The organism is Cryobacterium tagatosivorans, from assembly GCF_004402215.1.
Taxonomy (GTDB): Bacteria; Actinomycetota; Actinomycetes; order Actinomycetales; family Microbacteriaceae; genus Cryobacterium; species Cryobacterium tagatosivorans.
Genome location: NZ_SOEZ01000042.1, coordinates 25005 through 50528, shown reverse-complemented (window position 1 = coordinate 50528; position 25524 = coordinate 25005). Strand labels below are relative to the sequence as shown.

26 protein-coding genes, 1 tRNA gene, 1 other RNA gene and 1 pseudogene are annotated in these 25524 nt (G+C 69.0%); 13 read left to right on the top strand and 16 right to left on the bottom strand.

Annotated elements, in window-relative coordinates; all coding sequences use genetic code 11:
* The first annotated feature begins 122 nt into the window (after nucleotides 1-122).
* The gene (gene glnA / locus E3O23_RS08555) at nucleotides 123-1547 is read left to right on the top strand and encodes a type I glutamate--ammonia ligase (protein ID WP_134490087.1); all 1425 of its coding nucleotides are present in this window, start codon (nucleotides 123-125) and stop codon (nucleotides 1545-1547) included.
* Between the two features lie 81 nt (nucleotides 1548-1628).
* Here glnA (E3O23_RS08555) and E3O23_RS08550 read toward each other — a convergent pair whose 3' ends face one another.
* Both E3O23_RS08550 and glnA (E3O23_RS08545) read right to left on the bottom strand, forming a co-directional pair.
* Nucleotides 1629-4664, bottom strand: coding sequence for a bifunctional [glutamine synthetase] adenylyltransferase/[glutamine synthetase]-adenylyl-L-tyrosine phosphorylase (locus E3O23_RS08550; protein WP_134490085.1), 3036 nt, complete (start codon nucleotides 4662-4664; stop codon nucleotides 1629-1631).
* Between the two features lie 37 nt (nucleotides 4665-4701).
* On the bottom strand, nucleotides 4702-6039 hold the full coding sequence (glnA, locus tag E3O23_RS08545) for a type I glutamate--ammonia ligase (RefSeq protein ID WP_134490083.1): 1338 nt from the start codon (nucleotides 6037-6039) through the stop codon (nucleotides 4702-4704).
* A 103-nt stretch (nucleotides 6040-6142) separates the two neighbouring features.
* Here glnA (E3O23_RS08545) and panB point away from each other — a divergent pair, with 103 nt between their 5' ends.
* Nucleotides 6143-7015 carry a 3-methyl-2-oxobutanoate hydroxymethyltransferase gene (gene panB, locus E3O23_RS08540; protein WP_134490081.1) on the top strand — a complete coding sequence of 291 codons (873 nt, stop codon included), beginning with the start codon at nucleotides 6143-6145 and terminating at the stop codon, nucleotides 7013-7015.
* Nucleotides 7016-7060: 45 nt separating this feature from the next.
* Here the strand turns inward: panB and E3O23_RS08535 are convergent, their stop codons facing one another.
* Entirely contained in the window at nucleotides 7061-7249 is a 189-nt protein-coding gene (locus E3O23_RS08535; RefSeq protein WP_134490079.1) for an SPOR domain-containing protein, read from the bottom strand.
* A gap of 10 nt (nucleotides 7250-7259) precedes the next feature.
* Between E3O23_RS08535 and map the strand changes: the two genes are divergently transcribed.
* From map to E3O23_RS18860, 4 genes and pseudogenes are all read left to right on the top strand, one after another.
* Nucleotides 7260-8126 (top strand): type I methionyl aminopeptidase, encoded by an 867-nt coding sequence (gene map, locus E3O23_RS08530; RefSeq protein ID WP_134490078.1) that lies wholly within the window; start codon nucleotides 7260-7262, stop codon nucleotides 8124-8126.
* A 16-nt stretch (nucleotides 8127-8142) separates the two neighbouring features.
* Nucleotides 8143-8910: a polyphosphate--glucose phosphotransferase gene (ppgK, locus tag E3O23_RS08525; RefSeq protein ID WP_134490076.1), complete on the top strand. Its 768-nt coding sequence runs from the start codon at nucleotides 8143-8145 to the stop codon at nucleotides 8908-8910.
* 140 nt (nucleotides 8911-9050) lie between these two features.
* Nucleotides 9051-9542: pseudogene (locus E3O23_RS18865) on the top strand (YdeI/OmpD-associated family protein); the annotation flags it as partial.
* Entirely contained in the window at nucleotides 9481-9645 is a 165-nt protein-coding gene (locus tag E3O23_RS18860) for a YdeI/OmpD-associated family protein (protein ID WP_420897651.1), read from the top strand. The pseudogene E3O23_RS18865 and the gene E3O23_RS18860, both read left to right, overlap by 62 nt.
* Nucleotides 9646-9666: 21 nt before the next feature.
* Here E3O23_RS18860 and rnpB read toward each other — a convergent pair.
* From rnpB to E3O23_RS08485, 7 genes are all read right to left on the bottom strand, one after another.
* Nucleotides 9667-10044, bottom strand: an RNA gene (gene rnpB, locus E3O23_RS08515) — RNase P RNA component class A.
* Between the two features lie 13 nt (nucleotides 10045-10057).
* Nucleotides 10058-10480, bottom strand: coding sequence for a reverse transcriptase-like protein (locus tag E3O23_RS08510; protein ID WP_134490074.1), 423 nt, complete (start codon nucleotides 10478-10480; stop codon nucleotides 10058-10060).
* The gene (locus E3O23_RS08505) at nucleotides 10480-11217 is read right to left on the bottom strand and encodes a zinc ribbon domain-containing protein (protein ID WP_134490072.1); all 738 of its coding nucleotides are present in this window, start codon (nucleotides 11215-11217) and stop codon (nucleotides 10480-10482) included. Before E3O23_RS08505 ends, E3O23_RS08510 begins: the two co-directional genes overlap by 1 nt.
* A 54-nt stretch (nucleotides 11218-11271) precedes the next feature.
* Nucleotides 11272-12093 (bottom strand): Nif3-like dinuclear metal center hexameric protein, encoded by an 822-nt coding sequence (locus E3O23_RS08500; RefSeq protein WP_134490070.1) that lies wholly within the window; start codon nucleotides 12091-12093, stop codon nucleotides 11272-11274.
* Nucleotides 12094-12112: 19 nt separating this feature from the next.
* Complete coding sequence (locus E3O23_RS08495; RefSeq protein WP_134490068.1) at nucleotides 12113-12415, bottom strand: hypothetical protein; 303 nt, start codon at nucleotides 12413-12415, stop codon at nucleotides 12113-12115.
* A complete protein-coding gene (locus E3O23_RS08490) occupies nucleotides 12345-13325 on the bottom strand; it encodes a DMT family transporter (RefSeq protein ID WP_166790459.1) in 981 nt (326 codons plus the stop codon). The genes E3O23_RS08495 and E3O23_RS08490 overlap by 71 nt, the downstream gene beginning before the upstream one ends.
* Nucleotides 13322-13828 carry a DUF427 domain-containing protein gene (locus E3O23_RS08485; RefSeq protein ID WP_134490064.1) on the bottom strand — a complete coding sequence of 169 codons (507 nt, stop codon included), beginning with the start codon at nucleotides 13826-13828 and terminating at the stop codon, nucleotides 13322-13324. The genes E3O23_RS08490 and E3O23_RS08485 overlap by 4 nt, the downstream gene beginning before the upstream one ends.
* A 99-nt stretch (nucleotides 13829-13927) precedes the next feature.
* On the opposite strand from E3O23_RS08485, the gene E3O23_RS08480 reads away from it, so the two are divergent.
* Entirely contained in the window at nucleotides 13928-14797 is an 870-nt protein-coding gene (locus E3O23_RS08480) for a universal stress protein (protein ID WP_134490062.1), read from the top strand.
* A 34-nt stretch (nucleotides 14798-14831) separates the two neighbouring features.
* Here E3O23_RS08480 and E3O23_RS08475 read toward each other — a convergent pair whose 3' ends face one another.
* The 5 genes from E3O23_RS08475 to E3O23_RS08455 form a co-directional block, all read right to left on the bottom strand.
* On the bottom strand, nucleotides 14832-15167 hold the full coding sequence (locus E3O23_RS08475; protein WP_134490061.1) for a hypothetical protein: 336 nt from the start codon (nucleotides 15165-15167) through the stop codon (nucleotides 14832-14834).
* Nucleotides 15121-16020 (bottom strand): ANTAR domain-containing protein, encoded by a 900-nt coding sequence (locus E3O23_RS08470; RefSeq protein WP_174776611.1) that lies wholly within the window; start codon nucleotides 16018-16020, stop codon nucleotides 15121-15123. Before E3O23_RS08470 ends, E3O23_RS08475 begins: the two co-directional genes overlap by 47 nt.
* Nucleotides 16021-16029: 9 nt before the next feature.
* Complete coding sequence (locus E3O23_RS08465; protein WP_134490059.1) at nucleotides 16030-16734, bottom strand: GAF and ANTAR domain-containing protein; 705 nt, start codon at nucleotides 16732-16734, stop codon at nucleotides 16030-16032.
* Between the two features lie 207 nt (nucleotides 16735-16941).
* Entirely contained in the window at nucleotides 16942-17787 is an 846-nt protein-coding gene (locus tag E3O23_RS08460) for an NAD-dependent epimerase/dehydratase family protein (protein WP_134490057.1), read from the bottom strand.
* A gap of 67 nt (nucleotides 17788-17854) precedes the next feature.
* Nucleotides 17855-17930 (bottom strand) — tRNA-Val (locus E3O23_RS08455).
* Nucleotides 17931-17996: 66 nt separating this feature from the next.
* On the opposite strand from E3O23_RS08455, the gene E3O23_RS08450 reads away from it, so the two are divergent.
* Nucleotides 17997-18446 (top strand): DUF1003 domain-containing protein, encoded by a 450-nt coding sequence (locus E3O23_RS08450; RefSeq protein ID WP_134490055.1) that lies wholly within the window; start codon nucleotides 17997-17999, stop codon nucleotides 18444-18446.
* A 19-nt stretch (nucleotides 18447-18465) separates the two neighbouring features.
* Here E3O23_RS08450 and E3O23_RS08445 read toward each other — a convergent pair whose 3' ends face one another.
* A complete protein-coding gene (locus tag E3O23_RS08445) occupies nucleotides 18466-18933 on the bottom strand; it encodes a peroxiredoxin (RefSeq protein WP_134490053.1) in 468 nt (155 codons plus the stop codon).
* A gap of 214 nt (nucleotides 18934-19147) precedes the next feature.
* Here E3O23_RS08445 and aceE point away from each other — a divergent pair, with 214 nt between their 5' ends.
* The 5 genes from aceE to E3O23_RS08420 all read left to right on the top strand — a co-directional run bounded on the left by aceE (nucleotide 19148) and on the right by E3O23_RS08420 (nucleotide 25457).
* Entirely contained in the window at nucleotides 19148-21874 is a 2727-nt protein-coding gene (aceE, locus tag E3O23_RS08440; RefSeq protein ID WP_134490051.1) for a pyruvate dehydrogenase (acetyl-transferring), homodimeric type, read from the top strand.
* A gap of 7 nt (nucleotides 21875-21881) precedes the next feature.
* On the top strand, nucleotides 21882-23087 hold the full coding sequence (locus E3O23_RS08435; protein WP_134490049.1) for a PucR family transcriptional regulator: 1206 nt from the start codon (nucleotides 21882-21884) through the stop codon (nucleotides 23085-23087).
* Nucleotides 23088-23188: 101 nt separating this feature from the next.
* The gene (locus tag E3O23_RS08430) at nucleotides 23189-24109 is read left to right on the top strand and encodes an ACP S-malonyltransferase (protein WP_134490047.1); all 921 of its coding nucleotides are present in this window, start codon (nucleotides 23189-23191) and stop codon (nucleotides 24107-24109) included.
* A 33-nt stretch (nucleotides 24110-24142) separates the two neighbouring features.
* A complete protein-coding gene (locus E3O23_RS08425) occupies nucleotides 24143-25147 on the top strand; it encodes a beta-ketoacyl-ACP synthase III (protein ID WP_134490045.1) in 1005 nt (334 codons plus the stop codon).
* A gap of 61 nt (nucleotides 25148-25208) precedes the next feature.
* Nucleotides 25209-25457: an acyl carrier protein gene (locus tag E3O23_RS08420; RefSeq protein ID WP_134490043.1), complete on the top strand. Its 249-nt coding sequence runs from the start codon at nucleotides 25209-25211 to the stop codon at nucleotides 25455-25457.
* Nucleotides 25458-25524 lie beyond the last annotated feature (67 nt).

Sequence of the window (25524 nt, the reverse complement as noted above, 5' to 3'; positions counted from 1 at the left end):
CGCGCTCCGGCGTAACATGTGTGAAACATAAGCGTCACCCTCGGGTAATGCCGTCAGACTAATCTCAGTGAAGTCGCACCGACCGACCTGTCCCAGATCCACGCCGTTTGGAGTTAATCCGCATGTTCCGCGATTCCTCAGAAGTGCTCAAATACATCAAGGACACGGACGTCAAGTTCCTTGACATCCGATTCACTGACCTGCCCGGTGTGCAGCAGCACTTCAACATCCCGGCCTCGACGGTGGACGAAGACTTCTTCACCGTCGGCCAGATGTTCGATGGTTCGTCGATCCGCGGTTTCGCGTCGATCCACGAGTCGGACATGCAGCTCATCCCGGATGTCACCACCGCCTACATCGACGCCTTCCGCGCCGAGCGCACGCTCATCATGCTCTTCGACATCTACAACCCGCGCAACGGTGAGATCTACTCCAAGGACCCGCGCCAGGTGGCCAAGAAGGCCGAGAAGTACCTGGCCTCCACCGGCATCGCCGACACCGCGTTCTTCGCCCCCGAAGCCGAGTTCTACATCTTCGACGACGTGCGCTACGAAGTGAACCAGCACTCCAGCTTCTACTCCGTCGACTCCAGCGAGGGCGCCTGGAACTCGGGCAAGCAGGAAGAGGGCGGAAACCTCGCCAACAAGACCCCGTTCAAGGGCGGCTACTTCCCGGTCAGCCCGGTCGACCAGCACGCCGACCTGCGCGACGACATCTGCCTCAAGCTGATCGACGCCGGACTCATCCTCGAACGCAGCCACCACGAGGTGGGCACCGGCGGCCAGGGCGAGATCAACTACCGCTTCGACACGATGGTGGCGGCGGCCGACGACCTCCTCAAGTTCAAGTACATCGTCAAGAACACCGCGCACGACTGGGGCAAGACGGCCACCTTCATGCCCAAGCCGCTGTTCGGCGACAACGGCTCGGGGATGCACACCCACCAGTCCCTGTGGGCCGACGGCAAGCCGCTGTTCTACGACGAGGCCGGCTACGGCGGACTCTCCGACGTTGCCCGCTGGTACATCGGCGGCCTGCTCAAGCACGCTCCCGCCGTGCTCGCGTTCACGAACCCGAGCGTCAACTCCTACCACCGCCTGGTCCCGGGCTTCGAAGCCCCGGTCAACCTGGTCTACTCGGCCGGCAACCGCTCGGCGTCGATCCGGATCCCGATCACCGGCACCAACCCCAAGGCCAAGCGCATCGAGTTCCGGGCGCCGGACGCCTCCGGAAACCCGTACCTCGCGTTCGCCGCGCAGCTCATGGCCGGCCTCGACGGAATCAAGAACCGCATCGAGCCGCACGAGCCGGTCGACAAGGACCTCTACGAGCTGCCGCCCGAGGAAGCCAAGAACATCCCGCAGGTCCCGTCCTCGCTCGAGGCCGCCCTGGACGCCCTCGAGGCCGACCACGACTTCCTGCTCGCCGGGAACGTGTTCACGCCCGAGCTGATCGAGACCTGGATCGGCTACAAGCGCGAACACGAGATCAAGCCGCTCGCGCAGCGCCCGCACCCGTTCGAATTCGAACTGTACTACGGCGTCTAGACACCAGCTCAACGCGTTTCGGCGGGGCCGCAACTCTTCGGAGGTGCGGCCCCGCTGCGTTGCGGTCCCGCGGCCGGCGGGTCAGCCGGTGGTCGGCCCGGCGCGCTCCACCGGACCGTAGAAGAGCCGCTCGAACACGGCGCGCGCCCGGCGGGTGACCGCGAGGTAGTCCTCTTCGAGCGCGTTGGCGGAGCCGGGCGGATACTCCATCACCCGCGCGACGCCCTCGAGCTGGACGCGGTCGGTCGGCAGGACATCCGAGGTGCGGTTCGTCCACAGGGTGATCGCCGAGCGGGCCCGCGAGGCGAAGTCCCACGCGGCACGGAGCGTCGCCGCGTCCGTCTCGGCGACCAGCCCGGCCTCGACCGCCGCCTGGAGCGCGCGCAGGGTCGACGTGGTGCGGAGGCCGGGGACGGCCGCCGCGTGCTGCAACTGCAGCAGCTGCACGAACCATTCCACGTCGCTCAGCGACCCTCGGCCGAGTTTCAGGTGCCGGTTCGGATCGGCCGCCTGGGGCAGGCGTTCGTTCTCGACCCGCGCCTTGATGCGTTTGACCTCGCGTACCTCCTGCTCGGCGATCGCGACCGGGTAGCGCACGGAGTCCGCCACCGCCTCGAAGTCGGCCAGGAGCGCCCGGTCCCCCGCCACTCCCCTGCCCCGCAACAGCGCCTGGGCCTCCCAGGTGAGCGACCAGCGCCGGTAGTAGGCCTCGTACGAGTCGAGTGAGCGGGCGACGGGGCCGTTCTTGCCCTCCGGCCGCAGGCCGATGTCCAGGTCGAGCGGGAGGCGGTTGTCCTCGGTGAGCCGGTTGAGTTCGCGCACGATGAACCTGGCGCGGTCGTGGGCGGCTTCGCCCTGCACCTGGCCGGCCCGGAAGACGTACATGACGTCGGCGTCCGAGCCGAAGCCCAGCTCCGCGCCGCCGAAGCGTCCCATGCCGATGACCGCGAACTCGATCCCGTCCGGCGCCGTTGACGCGTCCGCACCGCCCAGGCCGGTGCCGCGGATGGCGGCGAGGACGCTCTGGATGACGGTGGCGTTGACGTCGGTCAGCCCGGCGGCGAGCTCCTCGATCGTGAGCTGGCCGAGCACGGAGGAGAACGCCAGCCGGAGCATCTCCCGGCGCCGGGCGGTGCGCAGGATCGACGCGGCGGCATCCGGGCTCTCATGCCGCGCCAGCACGGCGCGCGCCTCCTCCTGGAGCGCGGCCAGGGGGCGCGGGCGCAGATCGTCTTCGTCTTCGAGCCACGCGACGGCCTCGGGGATCTTCTCCAGCAGCTCGCCGACGAATCGGGAGGCCGAGAGCACATGGGTCAGGCGCTGGGCGGCACCGGACGAGTCCCGCAGCATCCGGAGGAACCAGTAGGTCGAGCCCAGGTTGTCGCTGAGCCGCCGGAAGGCGAGCAGGCCGTAGTCGGGGTCGGCGCCCTCCGAGAACCACTGCAGCATCACCGGGATCAGGTGGCGCTGGATCGCGGCGCGGCGGGACACCCCGCCGGTGAGCGCGCCGATGTGGCCGAGGGCGCCTTTCGGGTTCCGGAAGCCGATCGCGGCGAGCCTGGCCTCCGCCTGCGCGGTCGTGAGCGCCCGCCCCTCGGCCGGCAGGGCGGCCACCGCGGACAGCAGCGGACGGTAGAAGAGCCGTTCGTGCAGGCCGCGCACGCGCTGCTTGGTCTCCGCCCACCGTGCCGTCAGCTGGGCGGCGCTCGTCGCCAGCCCGGTGGCCCGGGCCAGGATGCGCAGGCTCGCCTCGTCGCGCGGCACCAGGTGCGTGCGGCGCAGTTTCTCGAGCTGCAGCCGGTGTTCCATCAGCCGGAGCATGCGGTAGTCCTGCGCGAACTCGGCGGCCTCGGCGCGGCCGACGTAGCCCGCGTCCGCCAGGGCGACCAGGGCCGGCAGGGTTCCGGGCTGCCGCACGTCGGGGTCGGCCTGGCCGTGCACGAGCTGGAGCAGCTGCACGGTGAACTCGATGTCCCTGAGGCCGCCGGGACCGAGCTTGAGCTGCACGTCCACCTCGTCGTCGGGGATGTTCGTCGTCACCCGCTCGCGCATCCGCTGCACGGATTCGACGAAGTTCTCCCGGCTCGCGCTGGTCCAGACCTTGGGGGCGACCCCCTCGACGTACCGGGCGCCGAGGTCGAGGTCGCCGGCCAGCGGCCGGGCCTTGAGCAGCGCCTGGAACTCCCAGCTCTTCGCCCACCGTTCGTAGTAGGCCAGGTGCGACTCCAGCGAACGGACGAGCGCTCCGTCCTTGCCCTCCGGCCGGAGGTTGGGATCGACCTCCCAGAGCTCGGGCTCGACGGCGGACTCATTGATGCCGCGGATCATCACGATGGCCAGTCGGGTGGCGATGTCGACCGCTCGTGCGCTGCCGAGGCCGGCCTCCTCGTTTCCCTCGGCAACGAAGATCACGTCGACGTCGCTGACGTAGTTCAGTTCGTTGGCCCCGGCCTTGCCCATCCCGATGACCGCCAGGCGGGTCTCGCGCACCTGCTCGACCGGATAGACGCCGTGGGCGGCAACGGCGCCCGAGCACATGCTGCGGGCAACGGCCAGCGACGCCTCGAGGGCGGCGGCGGCCAGGTCGGCGAGGGTGCGCGCCACCTCGTCGACGCCCGCGACCGGGTCTTCCTGCTCCAGGTCGAATGCCGCCAGCTCCGCGAGCCGTCGGCGGTACCGCACGCGCAGGGCCACCCAGCCCGCGTCCTCGACCAGGGTTGCGAAGCCGTCCAGGGCGCCGACGGAATCCAGCAGGTCGGCGGCCAGCTCCTCGGGGCCGGGTAGCGTCGCCCGGGTGCCGGCGAGGATCCCGAGCTCGTCCGGGTGGCGGAGGAAGAACTCGGCCAGGCCGCTCGACGCGCCGATCACCTTCAGCAGGCGGAGGGTAGCGTCCGGATGCTCGAGCAGGGCTCGCGCCTCCCCCGGCGCCTGGCGCAGAAGCGCGAGCAGGGCCCCGAGCGCGGCGTCCGGGCTGGCCGTCCGGCCGAGCAGCGGGAGGAGGGCAGGCGCGTCCGGGCCGCCGAGGGAGTGGACTTCCTCGAGCCGGGCGCGGACGACGCCGAGCTCGACGAATCCCACCCGGGCAAGCTCGGTCAGGGTCAGCTGTTGCCGCGCCATGAAGTGCCGTTCCTCGTCTGCTCGTCCCCCTCGAGCTTTAGAGCATCTCGAGGTTCTTGCGCAGCTCGAACGGGGTGACCTGGGACCGGTAGTCTCGCCACTCCTGGCGCTTGTTGAGCAGCACGTAGTTGAAGACCTGCTCGCCCAGGGTCTCCGCGACGAGCTCGGACTCCTCCATGAACTGGATGGCGTGGTCGAGGCTGGCCGGAAGCTGGTGGTAGCCGAGGGCCCGGCGTTCCGTGTCGCTCAGGCTCCAGACGTTGTCCTCCGCCTCCGGGGGAAGCTCGTAGCCCTCCTCGATGCCCTTGAGCCCGGCGGCGAGCATGAGCGAATAGGCCAGGTACGGGTTCGCTGCCGAGTCGATGGCCCGGTATTCGACGCGGGCGCTCTGCCCCTTGTTGGGCTTGTAGAGGGGCACCCGGATGAGCGCAGAGCGGTTGTTGTGCCCCCAGCAGACGAAGCTCGGGGCCTCGTCCCCGCCCCACAGGCGCTTGTACGAGTTCACGAACTGGTTGGTGACGGCGGTGATCTCCGGCGCGTGCTTGAGCAGGCCGGCGATGAACTGGCGGCCGGTCCTGGACAGCTGGTACTGGGCGCCCGCCTCGTAGAACGCGTTCGTATCGCCTTCGAACAGCGAGAGATGGGTGTGCATGCCGGAGCCGGGATGCTCGGACATGGGCTTGGGCATGAACGTCGCGTAGACGCCCTGCTCGATCGCCACCTCCTTGATGACGGTCCGGAAGGTCATGATGTTGTCGGCCGTCGTCAACGCGTCGGCGTACCGCAGGTCGATCTCGTTCTGGCCCGGGCCGGCCTCGTGGTGGCTGAACTCGACCGAGATGCCGAGGTCTTCGAGCATCCGCACGGACCGGCGCCGGAAGTCGTGCGCGGTGCCGCCGGGGACGTTGTCGAAGTAGCCGGCCGAGTCGACCGGAACGGGACCGTTCTTGCCGAACTTGGAGGACTTGAGGAGGTAGAACTCGATCTCGGGGTGCGTGTAGAACGTGAAGCCGCGTTCGGCCGCCTTCGCGAGGGTGCGCTTGAGCACGTTCCTCGGGTCGGCGACGGCCGGCTGTCCGTCCGGCGTCGTGATGTCGCAGAACATGCGCGCGGTCGGATCCACCTCACCGCGCCAGGGCAGGATCTGGAACGTGGTCGGGTCGGGGTGCGCGAGCACGTCGGCCTCGAACGACCGGGTGAGGCCCTCGATGGCCGACCCGTCGAATCCGAGACCCTCGGCGAACGCCCCCTCGACCTCGGCCGGGGCGATGGCCACCGACTTGAGGGTCCCGACGACGTCGGTGAACCAGAGACGGACGAACTTGATACCCCGCTCCTCGATGGTACGAAGAACGAAGTCGCGCTGCTTGTCCATTCAGGCCCTTTCTTGTTCCCTCCTAGGCTAGTGTCTGCCGTCGCCGATCGGGCGAAAACGGGGCCGGCACGACGCCGAATGACGCTCTGACTACACTTGAGCCATGCCAGAGTCGTCCACGCCCGACGCATCCGCCGCCGCCCCGGAGCAGAACCCGTTCGCGGTTGTTCCCCCTGGCCCCAAGCGAGTGCGCACGCGCCACTTCCACAACGCGAAGCAGCAGGGGATCCCGATCACCGGGCTCACCAGCTATGACATGCTCACCGCCCAGATCTTCGACCAGGCCGGGATCGACTTCCTGCTCGTGGGCGATTCGGCCGGGAACAACGTGTTCGGCTACGAGACCACCCTCCCGGTGACCGTCGATGAGCTCATCCCGCTCACCCGCGCCGTGGCGAGGGCGGTGACCCGGGCGCTGGTCGTCGCGGACATGCCGTTCGGCTCGTATGAGACCGGGCAGGTGGAGGCGCTGCACACCGCGGTGCGCTTTATGAAGGAGGCCCAGGCCCACGCCGTCAAACTCGAGGGCGGCGTGCGCAGCCACAAGCAGATCAAACGGATCGTCACCTCCGGCATCCCGGTCATGGGCCACATCGGCTTCACCCCGCAGAGCGAGCACGGCCTCGGCGGCCACATCATCCAGGGTCGCGGCGAAGCCGCCGATCGGCTGATCGAGGACGCTCTCGCGGTGCAGGACGCCGGCGCATTCGCGGTCGTGCTCGAAATGGTCCCGTCGTCGGTCGCCGCGCAGGTGACCGCGCGGCTGGAGATCCCGACCATCGGGGTCGGCGCCGGGCCGGACGTGGACGGCCAGCTGATGGTGTGGACCGACTTCGCCGGCATGACCGACGGCCGGGTCCCCCGTTTCGTGCGCCGGTATGCGAACCTGCGCGGCGTCCTGACGGATGCCGTGCACCAGTTCAAGGACGACGTCGATTCGGGCGCCTACCCGGCGCCCGAGCACAGCTACGAGTAGAGCCGGCTACGAGCAGGGCGTTCGTCGCGTGCGGGTGCGGGCCGGTCAGCGGCCTTCCCGGGCGTCGTCCTCCGCCCATTTGGCGCTGTTCGCCCGGAGCTTCTCCAGGGCGTGACTCGCCTCGAGCTCGGTGGCGAACGGTCCTACCCGATCGATGGACTGCGACTGGGGGCCCTGCTCGACCTGGCCGGTGCGCATGTTGTACCAGAACTGGTGTTCAGTATCAGCGGTCATAATTGATTTTATGCCTAAGAACCCCGCCGGTCACCTCACACCAGGAACGGTGTCCCCCACCCGCCCCGTACCCGCCCACATTGTGCGCCCGGAGTACGTGGGCAAGGAGGCCCCCGCCCGCTTCGCCGGGTCCGACGTGTATTCGCCGGAGAAGATCGAGCTGATCCGCGAGTCCGGCCGGATCGCGGCGCAGGCCATCCAGGCGGTCGGCCGCGCCGTGCGGCCCGGTGTGACGACCGAGGAGCTCGACCGGATCGGCCACGATTTCGTGATAGCCCAGGGCGCCTACCCGTCGACCCTCGGCTACCGCGGATACCCCAAGTCGCTGTGCAGCTCGGTCAACGAGGTCATCTGCCACGGCATCCCCGACGACACGGTGCTGGAAAACGGCGACCTCGTCAACATCGACATCACCGCCTACAAGAACGGCGTGCACGGCGACAGCAACGTCACCTTCATCGTGGGCGAGGCCGCCGACGAGGTCACCCTGCTCGTCGAGCGCACCCGCGAGGCCCTCGCCCGCGGGATCAAGGCCGTCGCCCCCGGGCGCCAGGTCAACGTGATCGGCCGGGCGATCGAGTCCTACGCCAGGCGCTTCAATTACGGGGTCGTTCGCGACTTCACCGGCCACGGCGTCGGCGAGGCCTTCCACTCCGGGCTGATCATCCCGCACTACGACTCGGCTCCGCTCTATGACACGGTGATGGAGGTCGGCATGGTGTTCACGATCGAGCCGATGCTCACGCTGGGCACGCACCAGTGGGACATGTGGGCGGACGACTGGACCGTGACGACGAAGGACCGGAGCCTGACGGCGCAATTCGAGCACACCCTGGTGGTCACGGAGCGCGGCGCCGAGATCCTCACCCTGCCGTAGCCGGTAGGTTTTCACTATGAGTTCATCGACGGCCATCGGGATCGACATCGGCGGGACCGGCATCAAGGGGGCCGTGGTCGACCTCTCGACCGGCGAACTGCTCTCCGACCGGGTCAAGCTCGCGACGCCGAAGGGCGGGAGCCCGCGGGACATCATCGAGACGACCCGCAAGCTCCTGACGCTGGTCTCGGGGGGTTCCGACGCCAACGCCGCGCTACCGATCGGCGTGTGCTTCCCCGCGGTGGTCAAGCACGGGCGCACCATGTCGGCCGCCAACGTGTCCGACAAGTGGATCGGCCTGGATGCGGAACAGCTCTTCGAGGAGGGCCTCGGCCGCCCGATCCACTTCGTGAACGACGCGGATGCCGCCGGTTATGCGGAGGCGCAGTTCGGCGCCGCCCGCAACGTCCCCGGTGTCGTCCTCCTGACCACGCTCGGCACCGGCATCGGCTCGGCGCTCCTGAACGACGGGGTGCTCGTGCCCAACACCGAGCTCGGCCACCTCGAGATCGACGGCCGTGACTACGAGACCCGGGCGGCCTTCTCGGCGAAGGAACGAGAGAACCTGAGCTGGGAGAAATGGGCCGGCCGGCTGCAGAGGTACTACACGACCCTCGAGAAGCTCTTCTCCCCCGACCTCTTCATCGTCGGCGGCGGGGTGTCGAAGCACCACCAGGAGTTCCTGCCCCTGCTCACACTCTCGACCCCGATCGTGCCCGCGGTGCATCGCAACAACGCGGGCATCCTCGGCGCCGCGGCCCTCGCCATCAGGTTCGGCGTCTGAACTCGACCCCTCGGGACACATCACCCGCAGGCGGGTAGGCTCCCCGCCAGGACCAGTCGTCCGTGAGGAGGTCTCCCCGGTGAGAGGGCCGCAACGCCCACGGAACCCCCCGGCGGCCGCCGCACACTCCCGCACGCGCCATGACGCCGCTCGCTGACTTGCCGTTCATAGAGCCTCAGGACCGCCGGGAGTGGCGGGCCTGGCTGGAGGAGCACCATGCCGACTCCCCCGACGTGTGGCTGGCCGTGGGCAAGAAGGGGAACTCGGTCACCGGCCTGGACTACCAGGCCGCGGTGGAGGAGGCCGTCTGCTTCGGCTGGATCGACAGCGTCGTGAATCGCCTGGACGATGCCCGCTTCAAGCAACTCATGACCCCGCGTAAGCGCGGCAGCATCTGGGCGCAGAGCAACAAGGAGCGGGTGGCCCGGCTCACGGAGCAGGGCCTCATGGCCCCCGCGGGACTCGCGGCCGTGGCGGCCGCGCGGAACGACGGATCGTGGACGCTCCTGGACGAGGTGGAGGCGCTCGTGATCCCGGAGGACCTGGCGGCCGCCCTCACCGGCGACCCGGTTGGCGGGCGCGCGTTCGAGGCCCTGCCGCCCTCGACGCGCAAGCAGCTGCTGTACTGGATTTGCCAGCGCCAAACGTCCGGCAACCCGCCAGAAGCGGATCACGGAGGTCGTCGCCGCCGCGGCCGAGGGACGGCCGGTGCGGCCAGCGACTGCCGGCGGCTGACCCCGCCTGGCCTGCGGGGAGGGAATGGGCCGGCTGGTACGCCGGGTTCTGTCCCGGTGCCGAAGCACCCTGGACGGCCATCTATCTTGGGACTACGTTGCCGCAGCCCTCTAGCGGTCTACCCGGAAACTCGGCGAGCAGCCTTAGCGTTTCCTGTTCGACCTTGCTCCGGACGAGGTTTACCGAGCCGACCAGGTCACCCTGGCCTCTGGTGGTCTCTTACACCACCGTTTCACCCTTACCGCCGGCCGAGGCCGGTGGCGGTCTACTTTCTGTGGCACTGTCTCGCGGGTTGCCCCGGGTGGGTGTTACCCACCGCCCTGCTCTGTGGAGCCCGGACGTTCCTCGGCATCCGCCGCCCCGAAGGGCACCGAATGACGCGACCGTCTTGCCGACCCATTCAGGTCAAATCTTACAGGCCGAAGCTCTCGCCCATGTCCATGGCCCGGTTGGCGATCGCGTCGGCGCGCGCATTGTCGGCGCGGGGAATCCATTCGAAGGTGACCGACCGGTGGCCGATCAGGCCGCGCGCCTCCTCAGCGAGCGCGCGCATGTCCGGATGCTTGATCTTCCAGCGGCCGGACATCTGCTCGACGACGAGCTGGGAGTCCATCCGCACGTGGATGTCCGCGGTCGGGTCGATCCTGACGGCGCGCCGGATGCCTTCGAGCATGCCGCGGTATTCGGCGACGTTGTTCGTCGCGATGCCCACCCAGGTCCCGATCTCCGCGAGGATCTCACCGGTCGCCGCGTCGATGACGAGCGATCCGCTCCCGGCGCGTCCCGGGTTTCCGCGGGACCCGCCGTCGGCTTCGACGATGAATGACCGCCCCACTAGATGCCGGATTCCTCCGTGCGCACCAGGATGGCGCCGCAGTCCGGGCAGAAGACGACTTCCTCGGCGGCGGCGGCCCGTACGATCTCGAGGTCGTTGCCGGTGAGCGTCATGGTGCAGCCGCTGCAGGTCCGGGCGCGGAGCAGCGCGGCGGCGTTGCCCCGGCCCACCACACGGCGCTTCTCGTACAGGGCGCGCAGCTCCTCCGTCAGGGTCGCCGCGATGGTCTCGCGGTCCCTGGCCAGGTCGCTCAATTCGCGTTCCAGTTCGGCCAGCCGGATGTCCCTGGCCTTTTCGGCCTGGCCGATCTGCTCCGCGAGAGCGTCACGGGACGCTTCCACCTCGGCGACGGCCGCTTCGCGTTCTTCAAGGCGCTCCATCACCGCCAGCTCGATTTCCTCGAGGTCGGTGTGCCTCTTCCGCAGGGCGGCCAGTTCGGTCTCGAGGGCCTGGACGTCCTTGACCGAAGAGGTGTGCTCGACCCGGTCGGTGTCGCGGGCGATGCGCTTCTCCACCACGTCGACGTCCGATTCGATCCGGCCGAGCTCGATGCGCACATCCTCGAGTTCGCCGGTGCGCGCCGCCAGGGTCATCCGGGTCTTCTCGGCCGTGGCGCCGAACGCGGCGAGTTCGGCGAGCTGGGGCAGCGCCTTCGCCTGGTGCTGGGTCTGCTGGATCCTCGTGTCAAGGGCCTGGAGCCGGAGAAGTTCCTTCTGCTGTGCTGGAGATGCCTTCACAATGTCCTGACCTTTACGAGTGTTGTGTGTGAACGAGTTGAGGGAGCCGGATGGCTACTGGATGACGACGAAGTCCCACGGATCCGTGCGGAGCTCGCTGACGGTGACGCGCATGCCCGGGAGGGCCTGGCGAAGCTGCTCGGCGGCGGTCTCGAGCCACAACCACTCGCTCGCCCAGTGCGAGACGTCGAGGAGCGCCGGCCCGGCGCCGGCCAGCCTGGCCTGCTCCCGGGACTCGGAGGCGGGGTGGTGCCGGAGATCGGCGGTGATGTACACGTCGGCAGCGAGCACGGCCGGATGCCCGAGCAGCGAGTCCCCGGCGCCGCCGCAGAGGGCGACGGTCTGGATCGGCCGCCCGTACTCCCCCGCCGCACGCACCCCGGACGCGGTGGGCGGCAGCAAGTCCGCCACGCGTCGGGCCAGCAGGCCGAGGGTCGTCGGTTCGGCGAGGCGGCCGACCCGGCCGATCCCCGTTCCCGGGACGGTGCCCTCGCTGATGGGCAGGGCGTCCACGAGCCCGAGCCGGGAGGCGAAGATGTCGGAGACGCCGTCGACGACGATGTCGGCGTTGGTGTGGGCCGCCAGGAGCGCGCAATTCGAGCGGATCAGGCGACTGAGCAGCGCTCCCTTGTAGCGGTCTTCGGCGACGCTGGTCACGCCGCGCAGGAGCAGCGGGTGATGCACGAAGAGGAGGTCGGCGTTGGCTTCGATGGCCTCGTCGACGGTGTCGGCCACGGCGTCGACGGCCAGGTGGATGTAGTCGACCGGGCTTGCCGGGTCCCCGCTCAGCAGGCCGGGCGCGTCCCACTGAGCAGCCCCGGATAGCGGCCACAGGTCGTGGGCGACCCGGGTTACGTCGGCGAGCGAAAATGACACGGGGCCAGCCTACCGGTGACTACGCGCCGGGCGGGTGCCTGCGGGGTCCGCCCCGGAGCCTCGCCAGGAAGCCTCGCCGTCTCCTGCCCTCGACGACGCGCTCATCCGCGCCGACCCGCGGGCTTCCGATCGGTTCGGCCGCTCCGGGGACCACGTCGTCGGCATCGTCGGGAAGGTCCGTGTCGAACCCGTTTGCGACCACCGGGTGCGAGCCGGTCGGGGCTCCCTTGTCGACCGCAGCGGCGAGATCGTCATCGCCGTGCGCTTCGGGTTCCTCGGGTGGTTCGGAGCCTTCCTGGCCCGCCGACTCGCCATCGAGCATGTCGGGATTCTACTCGGAAGGCCTCCGGTTTGGCCCGCCCCGGCCAGACCAGGGCGACCACGCCGGCCAGCAGCAGGACGAGTCCGGCCCAGCCGAACGGATGCAGTCTCTCGCCGACGACGAGGACGGCCAGGAGGGTGGCCACCAGCGGCTCGACCAGGGTCAGGGTCGTGGCCGTGCTGCTCCGCACATGCCGGAGGCCGGCGCCGAACAGCAGATAGGCGGCGAACATCGGACCGATCGCGAGGTAGGCAGAAATGCCGATGCTGCCGGCCGAGGTAAGGAGCGGGCCTCCGGTCGCGACGAGCACCGGAAGGAGGCACAGGGCGCCCAGGCCGAACAGCGCCCCCATCGTGGCGTTCGAGCCATGCCCGCGGCCGATCAAGCGGTGCGAGCTATCGGTGTAGACGGCATAGCTCAGGCCGGCGGCGAGGCCGAGGAACACGCCCAGGGCGGCCGAGCCGTCCGCGCCGGCGACCGCGGGGCGCCCGATCACCAGCAGCGCCGTGCCGACGAGGGCGGTCGCCGTGCACCCGGCCCACCGCGCCGTGAGGCCGCCGTGCTTGTCCCGGAGGAAGTCGATCAGGCCGGCGAAGACGGGCGCCGAGGCCAGCGAGACGACGGTGCCCATGGCCACCCCGGCCAGGTGCATGGAACTGTAGAAGGCGAGCGGGTAGACCACGATTCCCAGGACGCCGACGACGAGGAGCCGGCGCGCCGAACGGTCCCGGATCGCCCGGACGGCCCCGCGCGAGGTGAGCGCGAAGAGCAGAGCCCCGCCGACCGCCATGGTCGCGGCGCCCGTGGCCAGCGGGCTGACAGAATCCGGAAGGAAGTGCGCGGCCGTCCCCGTCGTTCCCCAGAGCACTGCCGCCACGAGGATCGGGGCTACCCCGCGGCCCCGGTTCACCAGCCGAGGGTCCCGGGCTCACCTTTGAACGGCCCGACGACGCGGGAGGTGATCCAGCCGCCGTAGAACCCGCCGGCCTGCGGCCGCACACGCTCGCCGTCGACCGTGCACTCGTCCATGCGGCCGGGGTACACGGCGACGCGGTCGACCAACTCCCGGTAGCCGGGCGCTGGCGAAGGATAGAACCAGGCCGCGGCCTCCGCCCGTTCGCCGGCGGGCAGGGCGACGCTGAGGTAGGACGCCGCCCCCTTGTACTCGCACACGGTATGGCCGTCTGCGGGCTGCAGGACACCGGGCGCGAAGGCCGATCGCGGCAGGTAGTAGACCGGCGGGTGGCTGGTCTCCAACACCCGCACGGCGTCCGTGGTGTCGGCGATGACCTGCCCGCCGAAACGGACGACGACCCGGGCTTCCACTTGCTCCACCCGCGGTGGGCGGGGGTAGTCCCACACGGATTCCTGCCACGGACCCGGCCGGGCGACCTCTTCCTGGGGCGGTTTCATCCAGCCAGCGTACCGGCAACGCAACCCGGGTACACTCCCCGCTGGATGCGTGATCGGAGAGGCACTCCGTCGTGACTCCAGGCAAGAGGAGGCATTTCCATGGCCGAAGACGTGATCGTCGCGATCGATGGCGGGCCGGCCAGCAACGCGGCCGTGGACTGGATGCTGGACCGGGCGCGGACGGCCACCCTGTCAGTGGAGCTCACCACGGTGGTCGAGCTCGACTGGGCCCCCGCCGGCGGACCGGAGGATGATTTCCACATTGTCTACGAACGCGCGCTGTCGGAGGCGGGGCGCCGGGTGGATGAGGCCGCGCCGACCCTCAGGAAGACCAGCGTCGTGCGCCGCGGCAGTCCGGTGGAGGAGCTCATTCGCGCCTCGACCAGGGCTGATCTCCTGGTCATCGGCACGAACAAGAGGACCGGATTCCTTGCGGGTGCGGTGTACGGAACGCTGCCCCTCCGGCTGGCGGCTCACGCTCGCTGTCCCCTGGTCGTCGTCCCGGCCAATTGGACTCGCAGCGACGGGCCCGTCGTGGCCGGGGCCGAAGACGACCGCTCTTCGGATGTCGCCCTGGACTTCGCTGCGCGTGAGGCGGCCCGGCTCGGCCGGGGCCTGGTGATCGTGCACGCCTGGACGATCCCCGCCACGCTGGGCCTCGACGACGGCTCGATCGTTCCCTTCGACGCCCTCCAGGAGGCCCACGAGGAGATCCTGGCCCTGGCCGCCGGGCGCATCAGGGCCGCTCATCCGGGACTGGAGGTCGCCCCCGTCCTGGAGCAGGGTCCCGCGGCGCCGACGCTCGTCGAGGCGTCGCAAATGGCCGCGCTTCTGGTCGTCGGCACCCACGGCCGCGGCGCCGTGGCCGGCCTCATCCTCGGTTCGGTCAGCCACGATGTGCTGCTGAACATGCCGTGCCCGATCGCGGTTGTCCCGCGCCCGGCCCCGCCGCCGGTCACCGCGATGTAGTCCGCCTATCGGGAACGGTCAGAAGTCGAACTCGTCAGTAGTTGAACTCGTCGAACTGGGCGAACTCGGGATCGCTGACCAGCCCGAGGGGCGTCTGGACGGACCGGTCCTCCGCCTTGCGACGCAGCAATTCCGTCGTGCCCAATTCGACGAGTTCGATGGTCGCCCTCTCGGCCGTCACGCTGACCAGTTGGCTGGCGGAGCCGATCAGGAACTGGGCCCGGCCGTGGGTGCCGTCGTCGCAGATGACCGGGATGTCGACCACGTCGACCTGGCTTCGGCCGCTGAGGGCTTCCGCGTAGACGAGCACGGCATCCGCAAGATCAGTGCCGGTGACGACGGAGCCGCCGGGATGAAAGATGCGTTTCATGGTTATCCCCTGTTTGCTCACGATGGACGTGTGCTGCCGGGGTCCGGGGCCGCGGAGACCATTCTACGCCGCCCGCCCGCCCGGGCGCCCCTGCCGGCGAAGAATGTCTCCCGACGATGCGATATAGGCCAGGGCTCTCAGAGAGAGAGAGAGTGCGGTTGACGACGCCTTCGGCGACGTCGACCAGCGGGATGCCGTTGCTCCGGGCGTGGTCCCGCAGAAGCCTGAAGGCCTCGTCCATGTTGGCCTGGTGGGTGAAGGCGAGCACGCCCTTGGCCTGCTCGATCAGCACCCGGCTGCTGAGGGCATGCTGGAGCTGCTGGCGAGCCACGTCGCTCTCCCTGATGGCCCGCTCCTGCAGGATGCCGATCGTGGCCACGTCGGCGAGGGCCTGCACAGTCAGCGCATCCTCCTCGCCGAGGCCGCCCAGGCGGTCCCAGAAGAGGTTCAGCGAACCGATGGTCGTCGACCGGAGCCTCAGGGGCACGGCGCGCATGGAGGCGAAGCCCTGTTCGAGTGCTCCCGCGCGGAACCGCGGCCACTTGGGTCCGACTGCGTCGATGTCGGGGACGGAAACGGCGCGCCCGGTCGTGAAGCACTCCACGCAGGGCCCGCTTCCGGACCGCAACTGGAGAATCTCGACCAGCCGGCTGCGCTCGTTCGTGGATGCGACGACCTCGAGCTCGCCATCGCCGGCGGACAGGATGATGCCGGCGGCCGACGAGGCAAAGAGTGGCACGCACTTCTCCACGAGCGTCTGCAACAGGTCAACGATGTCATAGCCGACGACGAGCGTATCGGCAAGAGTGACGAAGGTCTCGACCAGCTGACCTTCACGTGTCTGGGTCACCATGAAAGCATTCTAGATGTCGTTCAAATCCGAGGCGAAATCCACCCGCCGTGCCACGATGTCGGCCGCCACCTCGCGCACCGATCGCCCGTGGGAAAAAGCATAGCCGTGGATGACGAGGAGCGCGTCCGCGGCGGACAGGCCGAGTTGGGCCAGGATCATCCCGGTGGCCTGGTGAACCACCCGCCGGGAGTAGCCGTCGTCCGCCTCCGCGTCCTGCTTCAGGGGCTGGGCGGACAGGGTGCGCCGGAGGACCTGGAGCGCGACGAGGCCGGCCAGGGCCACGGCATCCGTGACCTGGACCTCTGACAACATTCCCGGGCGCTTCGCGTACAGGTCGATGGCTCCGATGTTGAGCGATCCCAGCACGAGCGGGAAGGCGTACAGCGCCCCGACCGGCGCGTCGCCGATGGCCTGGAGGAAGACGGGCCAGGCGGAAGTAACCGTGCCGTGCAGGTCCGGCATCAGGACGGGCCGGCGCGTGGCCAGCGCATCCCAGCAGGGGCCCTCCCCGAGGTCGAACTGGAGCTCGTCGATCCGGGCGGCATGTTTGTCGCTCGCGCAGACCGTCTCGGTGCCGAAGGGGACGCCCAGGGTTGAGATCGCGACCCCGGTGATCGGCAGCACCCGCAGGAACGGCCGGCACAGGGTGGTTGCGTTGTGGTGGGCCGAGGAGAGTTCCTCGACCGCTGCCCCGAACGATCGCCGATCAGCCATGGGGGGTGGGAGCAGACGCAGGTGCGGTGGACCGGGTTGACATGGTGACCTCAGGATCACCCCGCTTCGCGGCAGACCGACCGGTTTCGTCGTTGGCACGGACTGGGCCGCGTTGCCACCAGCGTATCGCCCCGGCAGCACGCGGCGCCGGATTGGCTGACCCCCCTTGACAATGGAGGTTGCGGAAGTTAGGAGCAGGCCCCTGCTCTACGGGTGGCGTGTTCCTCGCCCGGCCAGGACGGCTCGGTAGCCCTCCCGATAGCTCGGGTAGCTGAAGCTGAACCCCGTGCTCCGCAGGAGCTGGTTGCGGAGCCGCTTGTCGCCGCCGCGCGGGCCGAGGGTTTCGGTGATCGTCGGCGCAGGCAGCCCGAGCTCGTCGGCGAGGAACTCCAGGACCTCGGTGCCGGCGACCGGGGCACTGTCCACGCCGAGGTAGAGCGGTGCCGGCTGTTCCGTCCTCAGCATCAGGTGAACGATCGCGGCTGCCGCGTCGTCACGGTGGATGCGGTTCGTGTGCCGCGACCGAGCCGACACTGTGGCCCGGCCTTCCCTCACCTGCGTGATGAGGCGCTCCCGGCCGGGACCGTAGACGCCGGCCAGTCGGAACACCACGGCCGCCGGGATGCGGGCGTGCAGCATCCGTTCGGCTTCCAGCAGGATGGCGTCGGTGCCGGCTTGCGGGTTCGCCGGCGTCTGCTCGTCGACCCAGCTGCCGTCGGACACGTCGTAGACGGCCGTTGATGAGACCAGCAGGAAACGGCGGGGGGTGACGGCGGCCTCGTCGAGGGCGTCGAGGAGGTTGCGCAGGCCGTCGACGTAGGCCGCCCGGTACGCCTCGGGCGTGGGACTGCCCGCGGCCAGTGCCACGATGACGATCTCGGTGTCCGGCGGCACGGCCGGTTTCTCCCGGCTGAGGTCGATCGACTGGCCGGAAATCGCCGCGGGCAGCAGGCCCGGGTTGCGGCGCAGGCCCAGCACTCGGTGTCCGAGTTCGACAAAACGGAGGCCGGTCTCCGTGCCGAGGTCGCCGCATCCCGCGATGAGTACCTTCACGTGTTCCCCTCGTTCATGGGGGTCAGTCCCGGGGTCCTGACCCGGGGTCATGGTCCCGGGGTCCTGCTGGTGGGCCCTACCGGGCTCGAACCGATGACATCCACGGTGTAAACGTGGCGCTCTACCAACTGAGCTAAAGGCCCCGACCGCGCCACACGGGCGCGAGTTCGAGTAGGTCAAGCATACCCATCGCGGACCTACACTGATGCATGAGCACTGAGCGACTGACCTGGCACAGCCAGCACAAGAAGACCCTCGACCGTGGCGCCCGGGCGGCCGACCTCATGCGCAACGGGATGGGCAGCTGGCCGTTCGTGGGCACGTTCCTCGCCATCATGGCGGTCTGGGCGGTCCTGAACACGGTCGGGCTGGACCGTCAACTGCACTGGGACCCTTACCCCTTCATCCTGCTGAACCTGTTCCTCAGCATGCTCGCCGGCCTGCAGGGCGCCATCCTGCTCATCGCGGCGAAGCGGCAGGACGCCATCGCCGCAGCGCTCGCCCAGCACGACTACGACACCGACGTCTCGGCGAAGGCCGACATCGGCCTGCTGATGGCGCTCAACGAGCGCCAGTTGGAGATGATCATGGACCTGCGCCTGCTAGTGACGGGCCTGCACGACGACCGCTCCGGCGACCCGGCCCCCGCGGCCCAGTAGGGGGCCGGGGGCAAAGGCGTCAGGCGGGCTGGAGTTCGGCCAGCGCCGCCTGGTAGGCGCCCAGGGAGCGCGGCTCCCCCGGCGCCGTGATGAAACTCGCACGGATGATCCCGTTCGGGTCGATCAGGAACGTCGCTCTGTTCGAGAATCCCTTGGCGTCGAGGAAGACGCCATATTCCTTGGCGACGGCGCCGTGCGGCCAGAAGTCGGCGACCAGGCTGAAGGTGTACCCCTCCTGCTCCCCCCACGCGCGCAGGGTGTGCCGGGAATCCACGGAGATGCCGATGAGTTCCACGCCGGCGGCGTCGAAGAGCGCGAGGTTGTCCCGGAGCTCGCAGAGTTCACCGCTGCAAATGCCCGAAAAGGCCAGCGGGAAGAAGACCAGCGCGACCGACTTTTCGCCGCGGTAGCGGCTGAGCTGGATGCGCTCGCCGTACTGGTTGACGAGCTCGAAATCGGGTGCCAGGGTCTCGTTTTCCAGTGCCATGGTGCGTTTCCTTTCCGTGCCGCGATGGAGGCGGCTGAACACGGTCACAAAGCATAGCCCCGCCGGATGGGCGCACCCGACCTTCCGGCGCCGCCTCGCACGGACACCGACTAAAATTAGTAGGCTGGCGTGGTGCCGCGGGGTGTGTCTGACCCACCCCCGTTTCCGGCACCACTAAACATGGCACGACCTGCCTAACAGAGAGAGGTCGAGTGTGACTGTCGACGATCAGGATCCGTACTCGGTTGCTAAGCACGACGCAGACCCCCAGGAGACCGCCGAGTGGTCGGAATCGCTGGATTCGCTCGTAGCGGAGCACGGGCACGAACGTGGCCGCGAGATCATGCTGAGCCTGCTCAAACGCTCCAAGGAACTGCACCTCGGCGTGCCGATGGTGCCCACGACGGATTACATCAACACGATCGCCGCCGAGAACGAACCCGAGTTCCCCGGTGACGAGGACATCGAACGCCGCTATCGCGCCTGGATCCGCTGGAACGCGGCGGTGCTGGTGCACCGCTCCCAGCGCCCGGGCATCGCCGTCGGCGGGCACATCGCGACCTACGCGTCATCCGCCGCCCTCTACGAGGTTGGCTACAACCACTTCTTCCGCGGCCAGGACCACCCCGGCGGTGGCGACCAGATCTTCATCCAGGGGCACGCCTCCCCCGGCACCTACGCCCGCGCCTTCCTCGAGGGTCGCCTGAGCACGGACCAGCTCGACGGCTTCCGCCAGGAGAAGTCGCACGCCCCCAACGGCATTTCGTCGTACCCGCACCCGCGGCTGATGCCCGAGTTCTGGCAGTTCCCCACCGTGTCCATGGGTCTCGGACCGATCAACGCGATCTACCAGGCGCAGCTGAACCGCTACCTGACCAACCGCGGAATCAAGGATGCCAGCGACCAGCAGGTCTGGGCGTTCCTCGGCGACGGCGAAATGGACGAGGTCGAAAGCCGCGGCCAGCTCCAGGTCGCCGCCAACGAGGGCCTCGACAACCTCAACTTCATCGTCAACTGCAACCTCCAGCGCCTCGACGGCCCGGTGCGCGGCAACGGCAAGATCATCCAGGAGCTCGAGAGCTTCTTCCGCGGTGCCGGCTGGAACGTCATCAAGGTTGTCTGGGGCCGCGAGTGGGACGAACTGCTGAAACGCGACACCGACGGCGCCCTGCTCAACCTGATGAACGTCACCCCCGACGGCGACTACCAGACGTACAAGGCCGAAAGCGGCGCCTACGTGCGGGAGAACTTCTTCGGCCGCGACCCGCGGGCGCTCAAGCTCATCGAGGACTACACCGACGACGAGGTCTGGAACCTCAAGCGCGGCGGGCACGACTACCGCAAGGTCTATGCGGCGTTCAAGGCGGCGTCCGAGCACAAGGGCCAGCCCACCGTCATCCTGGCGAAGACGATCAAGGGTTACGGCCTCGGGCCGAGCTTCGAGGGCCGCAACGCGACCCACCAGATGAAGAAGATGACGCTCGACAACCTCAAGACGTTCCGCGACAGCATGCACGTGCCGATCACGGATGCCCAGCTCGAGGAGAACCCGTACCTGCCGCCGTATTACACCCCTGGCGACCAGGACGAGGCGATCCAGTACCTGCACGATCGCCGCCGGGCGCTCGGCGGCTACCTGCCGGAGCGTCGCAGCAAGTACACCCAGCTGAACCTGCCGGAAGACGCCACCTACGCCGTCTCGAAGAAGGGCTCCGGCACGCAGGAGATCGCCACCACCATGGCGTTCGTGCGGCTGCTCAAGGATCTGCTTCGCTCGAAGGACTTCGGCCACCGGATCGTGCCGATCATCCCCGACGAGGCCCGCACGTTCGGCATCGACGCGTTCTTCCCGAACGCGAAGATCTACAACCCGAACGGCCAGCACTACACCGCGGTGGACCACGCCCAGCTGCTCGCCTACAAGGAGAGCCCGCAGGGCCAGATCCTGCACGTCGGCATCAATGAGGCCGGAGCCATGGCGGCGTTCACGAACGTCGGCACCTCGTACGCCACCCAGGGCGAGCCGCTGATCCCGATCTACGTCTTCTACTCGATGTTCGGCTTCCAGCGCACCGGCGACGCCATGTGGGCGGCGGGCGACCAGATGGCGCGCGGCTTCATGATCGGCGCCACCGCCGGCCGCACCACGCTCACCGGCGAAGGCCTCCAGCACGCCGACGGCCACTCGCCGCTGCTGGCCTCGACCAACCCGGCCGTCGTCTCCTACGACCCCGCGTACGGCTACGAGATCGGCCACATCGTGCGCGACGGGCTCGAGCGGATGTACGGCGGCAAGCACGCCACGCCGAACGTCATGTACTACATCACGGTCTACAACGAGCCGTATGTGCAGCCGCCGCAGCCGGAGAACGTGGATGTCGACGGCATCCTTCGCGGAATCCACCGGGTCAGCGAGTCCACGCTGACCGGACCGAAGGCGCAGCTGATGGCGTCGGGCGTGGCCGTGGGCTGGGCACTCGAGGCGCAGAAGATGCTCGCGGAAGACTGGGGAGTGTCCGCCGACGTCTGGTCGGTCACCTCCTGGTCCGAGCTGCGCCGCGACGGTCTCGCGGCCGAGGAGCACAACTTCCTCTACCCGGATGCCGAGCCGCGCACCGCGTACGTGACCGAGAAGCTGGCCGGGGCAAGCGGCCCGTTCGTCGCCGTGACCGACTTCATGCACGCGATTCCCGACCAGATCCGCCAATTCGTGCCGGGTGACTTCGCGACGCTGGGTGCCGACGACTTCGGTTTCTCCGACACGCGTCCGGCGGCCCGCCGCTTCTTCAAGATCGACGGACCGTCGATGGTCGTGCGCACGCTCCAGCAGCTCGCCAGGCGCGGCGAGATCGACCGCAGCCTGGTGGGCCAGGCGATCGCGAAGTACGAGCTGCACGACGTCACGGCGGGCACCACCGGCTCCGCCGGGGGCGAGAGCTAAGCTCCCCGTGGCACCGGCGCCCAAGACGAAGGAACAGACGCTCGCCTGGCTGCGGACAATCTCTGGTGAGTTGTCCACGGCCACGCTCAAGCGTCTCGAGGACACGCTGCCCTGGTACGGCGATATGCCACCGGGGCGGCGGTCCGCCGTCGGTCTTGTCGCGCAGGCCGGGATCACCTCGTTCATCTCCTGGTTCGACGATCCCACGTCGACCCCGTGGATCGCGGCGGATGTCTTCGGCGCCGCCCCGCGCGAGCTGCTTCGCTCGATCAGCCTCCAGCAGACCCTGCAGCTGATCCGCGTCAGCGTGGAGGTCGTCGAGGAGCGGGTCAAAGACGGCAGCGAACTCCTCCGGGAGGCCATCCTGCTCTACTCGCGGGAGATCGCATTCGGTGCGGCGGATGTCTACGCCCGGGCCGCCGAGGCCCGCGGGCTCTGGGACGCCCGGCTCGAAGCCCTCGTCGTCGACTCAATCCTCAGCGGCGAATACGACGACGAGCTCCCCAGCCGGATCGCGGCGCTCGGCTGGCATGGGCACGGCGAGGTCTGCGTGCTCGTCGGGACAACCCCGAAGATGCTCGACGTGGACCGCCTGCGCCGATCGGCGAGGCACATGGCCGCCGACGTGCTGATCGGCGTGCAGGGCAACCGGCTCGTGCTCGTGATCGGCCGCGCCCATCCCACCGCGGTCGACCCCGACGACGCGATCGGCACATCCGGCGCGCTCAGCTTCATGGAAATCGCCCTCCAGCTCGAGCCCAGTTTCGGCCCCGGCCACCTGGTCCTCGGGCACGAGGTGCCCAACCTCGTCGACGCCTCCAAGAGCGCGAAGGCCGCCCTGGCCGGCTTCGCCGTCGCCCGATCGTGGCGGAACGCCCCGCGCCCGGTGCAGGCCGACGACCTGCTGCCCGAGCGTGCCCTCGCCGGTGATCCGCTCGCCCGGGCGACGCTGATCCACCGGATCTACCGTCCGCTGCAGGCACATTCCACCGAGCTGCTCACCACCCTGTGGTGCTACCTCGACAACGGCCGGTCCCTCGAAGCGACGGCGCGGGAACTGTTCGTGCACCCGAATACCGTGCGCTATCGCCTCAAGCGGGTGTCCGAGGTCATCGGCTACGACGCCACCGGAGCCCGGGAAGCCCTCATCCTGCAGGCGGCCTTGATCATCGGCTCGATCAGCGACCACGACGGTTCGACCCGTCGTCGCTGAGGCGGCCGCGGAGACGGTTTTGCCGGATACGACAAACGATCGCCCGATACTTGGTGCACCATCGACACCCGGGCTCCCGCCCGGGTTGGGAGACTAGTCACGTGATTGTCGTCGTTTGCCCCGGACAGGGCTCCCAAACCCCAGGATTCCTCGCCCCGTGGCTCGAGCGCCCCGACTTCGCCGCCGAGCTGGCGGACATGTCGGAGGCGGTCGGCATCGACCTCCAGGCGCACGGCACGCAGAGCGACGCCGACACGATCCGGGACACCGCGATCGCCCAGCCACTCATCGTTGCGGCCGGGCTCCTGACCCTCCGGGCTCTGCTGGCCGACGGCCGCCGGAGCGCCGTCGCCGGCATCGCCGGCCACTCCGTCGGCGAGATCACGGCCGCCGCCGGCGCCGGAATCCTCAGCGCCGCCGACGCGGTGCGCTTCGTCCGTGAGCGCGGGACCGCCATGGCCAGGGCCGCGGCGCTCGAACCCACCGGCATGAGCGCCGTCATCGGCGCCGACGAGGCCGAACTGCTCGGCCGGCTCGCCGAGCTGGACCTCGAACCCGCCAATTTCAACGGCGGCGGCCAGATCGTCGTCGCCGGGGCGCTCGGCGCGCTCGGCGCCCTCGCCGAGACCCCGCCCAGCCGTGCCCGGGTGATTCCGCTCCAGGTCGCCGGCGCATTCCACACGCGGTATATGCGCCCGGCCCGGGAGCAGCTCGCGTCCGTCGCTGCCGGCCTCGCGCCCCACGATCCCACCCTGCCGATCTGGACCAATCACGACGGCAGCCGGGTTTCCAGCGGCGCCCGTTTCCTCGAGCTGCTGGTCGGCCAGGTCGCGTCGCCGGTACGGTGGGACCTGTGCATGCAATCCTTCGCGGATGCCGGCGTGACCGGCATCATCGAAGTTGCACCTGCCGGAGCCCTCGTCGGGCTCGCAAAGCGGGCACTCAAAGGCGTTCCCAGCGTCGCCATCAAAACGCCGGACGATCTTCCGGCCGCGTGGGCGCTGCTCGAGCAGCAGCCCTGAGCCGGAACTAAGAAACACAAGCGAGGAAGTCGCATGACCCAGCCAACACTCCAGCAGTCGCACGGACCGCAGTACACCCGCATCCTCTCGGTGGGGGCCGCCCGCGGCGACCTCGTCGTGCCCAACGAGGAACTGGTCGGACCTATCGACTCCTCCGACGAGTGGATCCAGCAGCGCACCGGAATCATCAGCCGCACGAGGGCCAGCCAGGACATCCTCGCCGTCGACCTCGCCACGGACGCCGCCCGCGAGGCCATCGAGCGCAGCGGGATCGATCCAGCGCTCATCGACGCGGTCATCGTCGCCACCATCAGCAACACCCAGCAGACCCCGTCCATTGCCGCCGTGGTCGCCGACCGGGTCGGCACGACGCCGGCCGCCGCCTACGACGTCAACGCCGCGTGCGCCGGCTACGCGTACGCGATCGCCCAGGCCGACGCGCTCATCCGCGCCGGGGCCGCCCACTACGCGCTCGTCATCGGCGCGGAGAAGCTCTCCGACGTCGTCGATCCCACCGACCGCAGCATCTCCTTTCTGCTCGGTGACGGCGCCGGCGCCGTGGTCATCGGCCCGAGCGAGTTCCCCGGGATCTCCCCCACCGTGTGGGGTTCCGACGGCTCGAAGGCCGACGCCGTGGGCATGAACCACACCCTGCAGGAGTACCGACGGGGCGAAGCGCCCTGGCCGACCCTGCGCCAGGAGGGCCAGACGGTCTTCCGCTGGGCGGTCTGGGACATGGCCAAGGTTGCCAAGGAGGCCCTCGCGGCCGCCGGCATCACCAGCGACCAGCTCGCCGCCTTCATCCCGCACCAGGCCAACATGCGCATCATCGACGAGTTCGCCAAGCAGCTGAAGCTGCCGGATTCCGTCGTGATCGCCCGTGACATCGCGACCACCGGCAACACGTCGGCCGCGTCCATCCCGCTGGCAACCCACCGCCTGCTCGAAGAACACCCCGAGCTCAGCGGCGGCCTCGCGCTCCAGATCGGCTTCGGCGCCGGACTGGTCTACGGCGCGCAGGTCGTTGTGCTGCCGTAGCCCCGCACGTCCATCTAAACTGAGTCTCGGTCAAACGAGACACCCCCAAGGAGAAAACAACATGGCATTGTCCACCGAAGAAGTTCTTGCCGGCCTGGCCGAACTCATCAACGACGAGACGGGCATCGCAGCCGACACGGTCGAGCTGGACAAGTCGTTCACCGACGACCTGGACATCGACTCCATCTCGATGATGACCATCGTCGTCAACGCAGAAGAGAAGTTCGACGTCAAGATCCCCGACGAAGAGGTCAAGAACCTCAAGACGGTCGGCGACGCCGTCTCGTTCATCACTAAGGCGCAGGGCTAAGACCTGCGCCGACGGACAGGCCGGCCGGCATTCGCCGACCGGCCTGTTCGTGCGGGACTTGTCTCTC

Bases quoted from the DNA above. Each gene is read 5' to 3' on its own strand.
- glnA (WP_134490087.1), top strand. From the start codon at position 123: ATGTTCCGCGATTCCTCAGAAGTGCTCAAATACATCAAGGACACGGAC.
- E3O23_RS08550 (WP_134490085.1), bottom strand. From the start codon at position 4,664: ATGGCGCGGCAACAGCTGACCCTGACCGAGCTTGCCCGGGTGGGATTC.
- glnA (WP_134490083.1), bottom strand. From the start codon at position 6,039: ATGGACAAGCAGCGCGACTTCGTTCTTCGTACCATCGAGGAGCGGGGT.
- panB (WP_134490081.1), top strand. From the start codon at position 6,143: ATGCCAGAGTCGTCCACGCCCGACGCATCCGCCGCCGCCCCGGAGCAG.
- E3O23_RS08535 (WP_134490079.1), bottom strand. From the start codon at position 7,249: ATGACCGCTGATACTGAACACCAGTTCTGGTACAACATGCGCACCGGC.
- map (WP_134490078.1), top strand. From the start codon at position 7,260: ATGCCTAAGAACCCCGCCGGTCACCTCACACCAGGAACGGTGTCCCCC.
- ppgK (WP_134490076.1), top strand. From the start codon at position 8,143: ATGAGTTCATCGACGGCCATCGGGATCGACATCGGCGGGACCGGCATC.
- E3O23_RS08495 (WP_134490068.1), bottom strand. From the start codon at position 12,415: ATGCTCGATGGCGAGTCGGCGGGCCAGGAAGGCTCCGAACCACCCGAG.
- E3O23_RS08485 (WP_134490064.1), bottom strand. From the start codon at position 13,828: ATGAAACCGCCCCAGGAAGAGGTCGCCCGGCCGGGTCCGTGGCAGGAA.
- E3O23_RS08480 (WP_134490062.1), top strand. From the start codon at position 13,928: ATGGCCGAAGACGTGATCGTCGCGATCGATGGCGGGCCGGCCAGCAAC.
- E3O23_RS08475 (WP_134490061.1), bottom strand. From the start codon at position 15,167: ATGAAACGCATCTTTCATCCCGGCGGCTCCGTCGTCACCGGCACTGAT.
- E3O23_RS08470 (WP_174776611.1), bottom strand. From the start codon at position 16,020: ATGGTGACCCAGACACGTGAAGGTCAGCTGGTCGAGACCTTCGTCACT.
- E3O23_RS08465 (WP_134490059.1), bottom strand. From the start codon at position 16,734: ATGGCTGATCGGCGATCGTTCGGGGCAGCGGTCGAGGAACTCTCCTCG.
- E3O23_RS08450 (WP_134490055.1), top strand. From the start codon at position 17,997: ATGAGCACTGAGCGACTGACCTGGCACAGCCAGCACAAGAAGACCCTC.
- E3O23_RS08445 (WP_134490053.1), bottom strand. From the start codon at position 18,933: ATGGCACTGGAAAACGAGACCCTGGCACCCGATTTCGAGCTCGTCAAC.
- E3O23_RS08425 (WP_134490045.1), top strand. From the start codon at position 24,143: ATGACCCAGCCAACACTCCAGCAGTCGCACGGACCGCAGTACACCCGC.
- E3O23_RS08420 (WP_134490043.1), top strand. From the start codon at position 25,209: ATGGCATTGTCCACCGAAGAAGTTCTTGCCGGCCTGGCCGAACTCATC.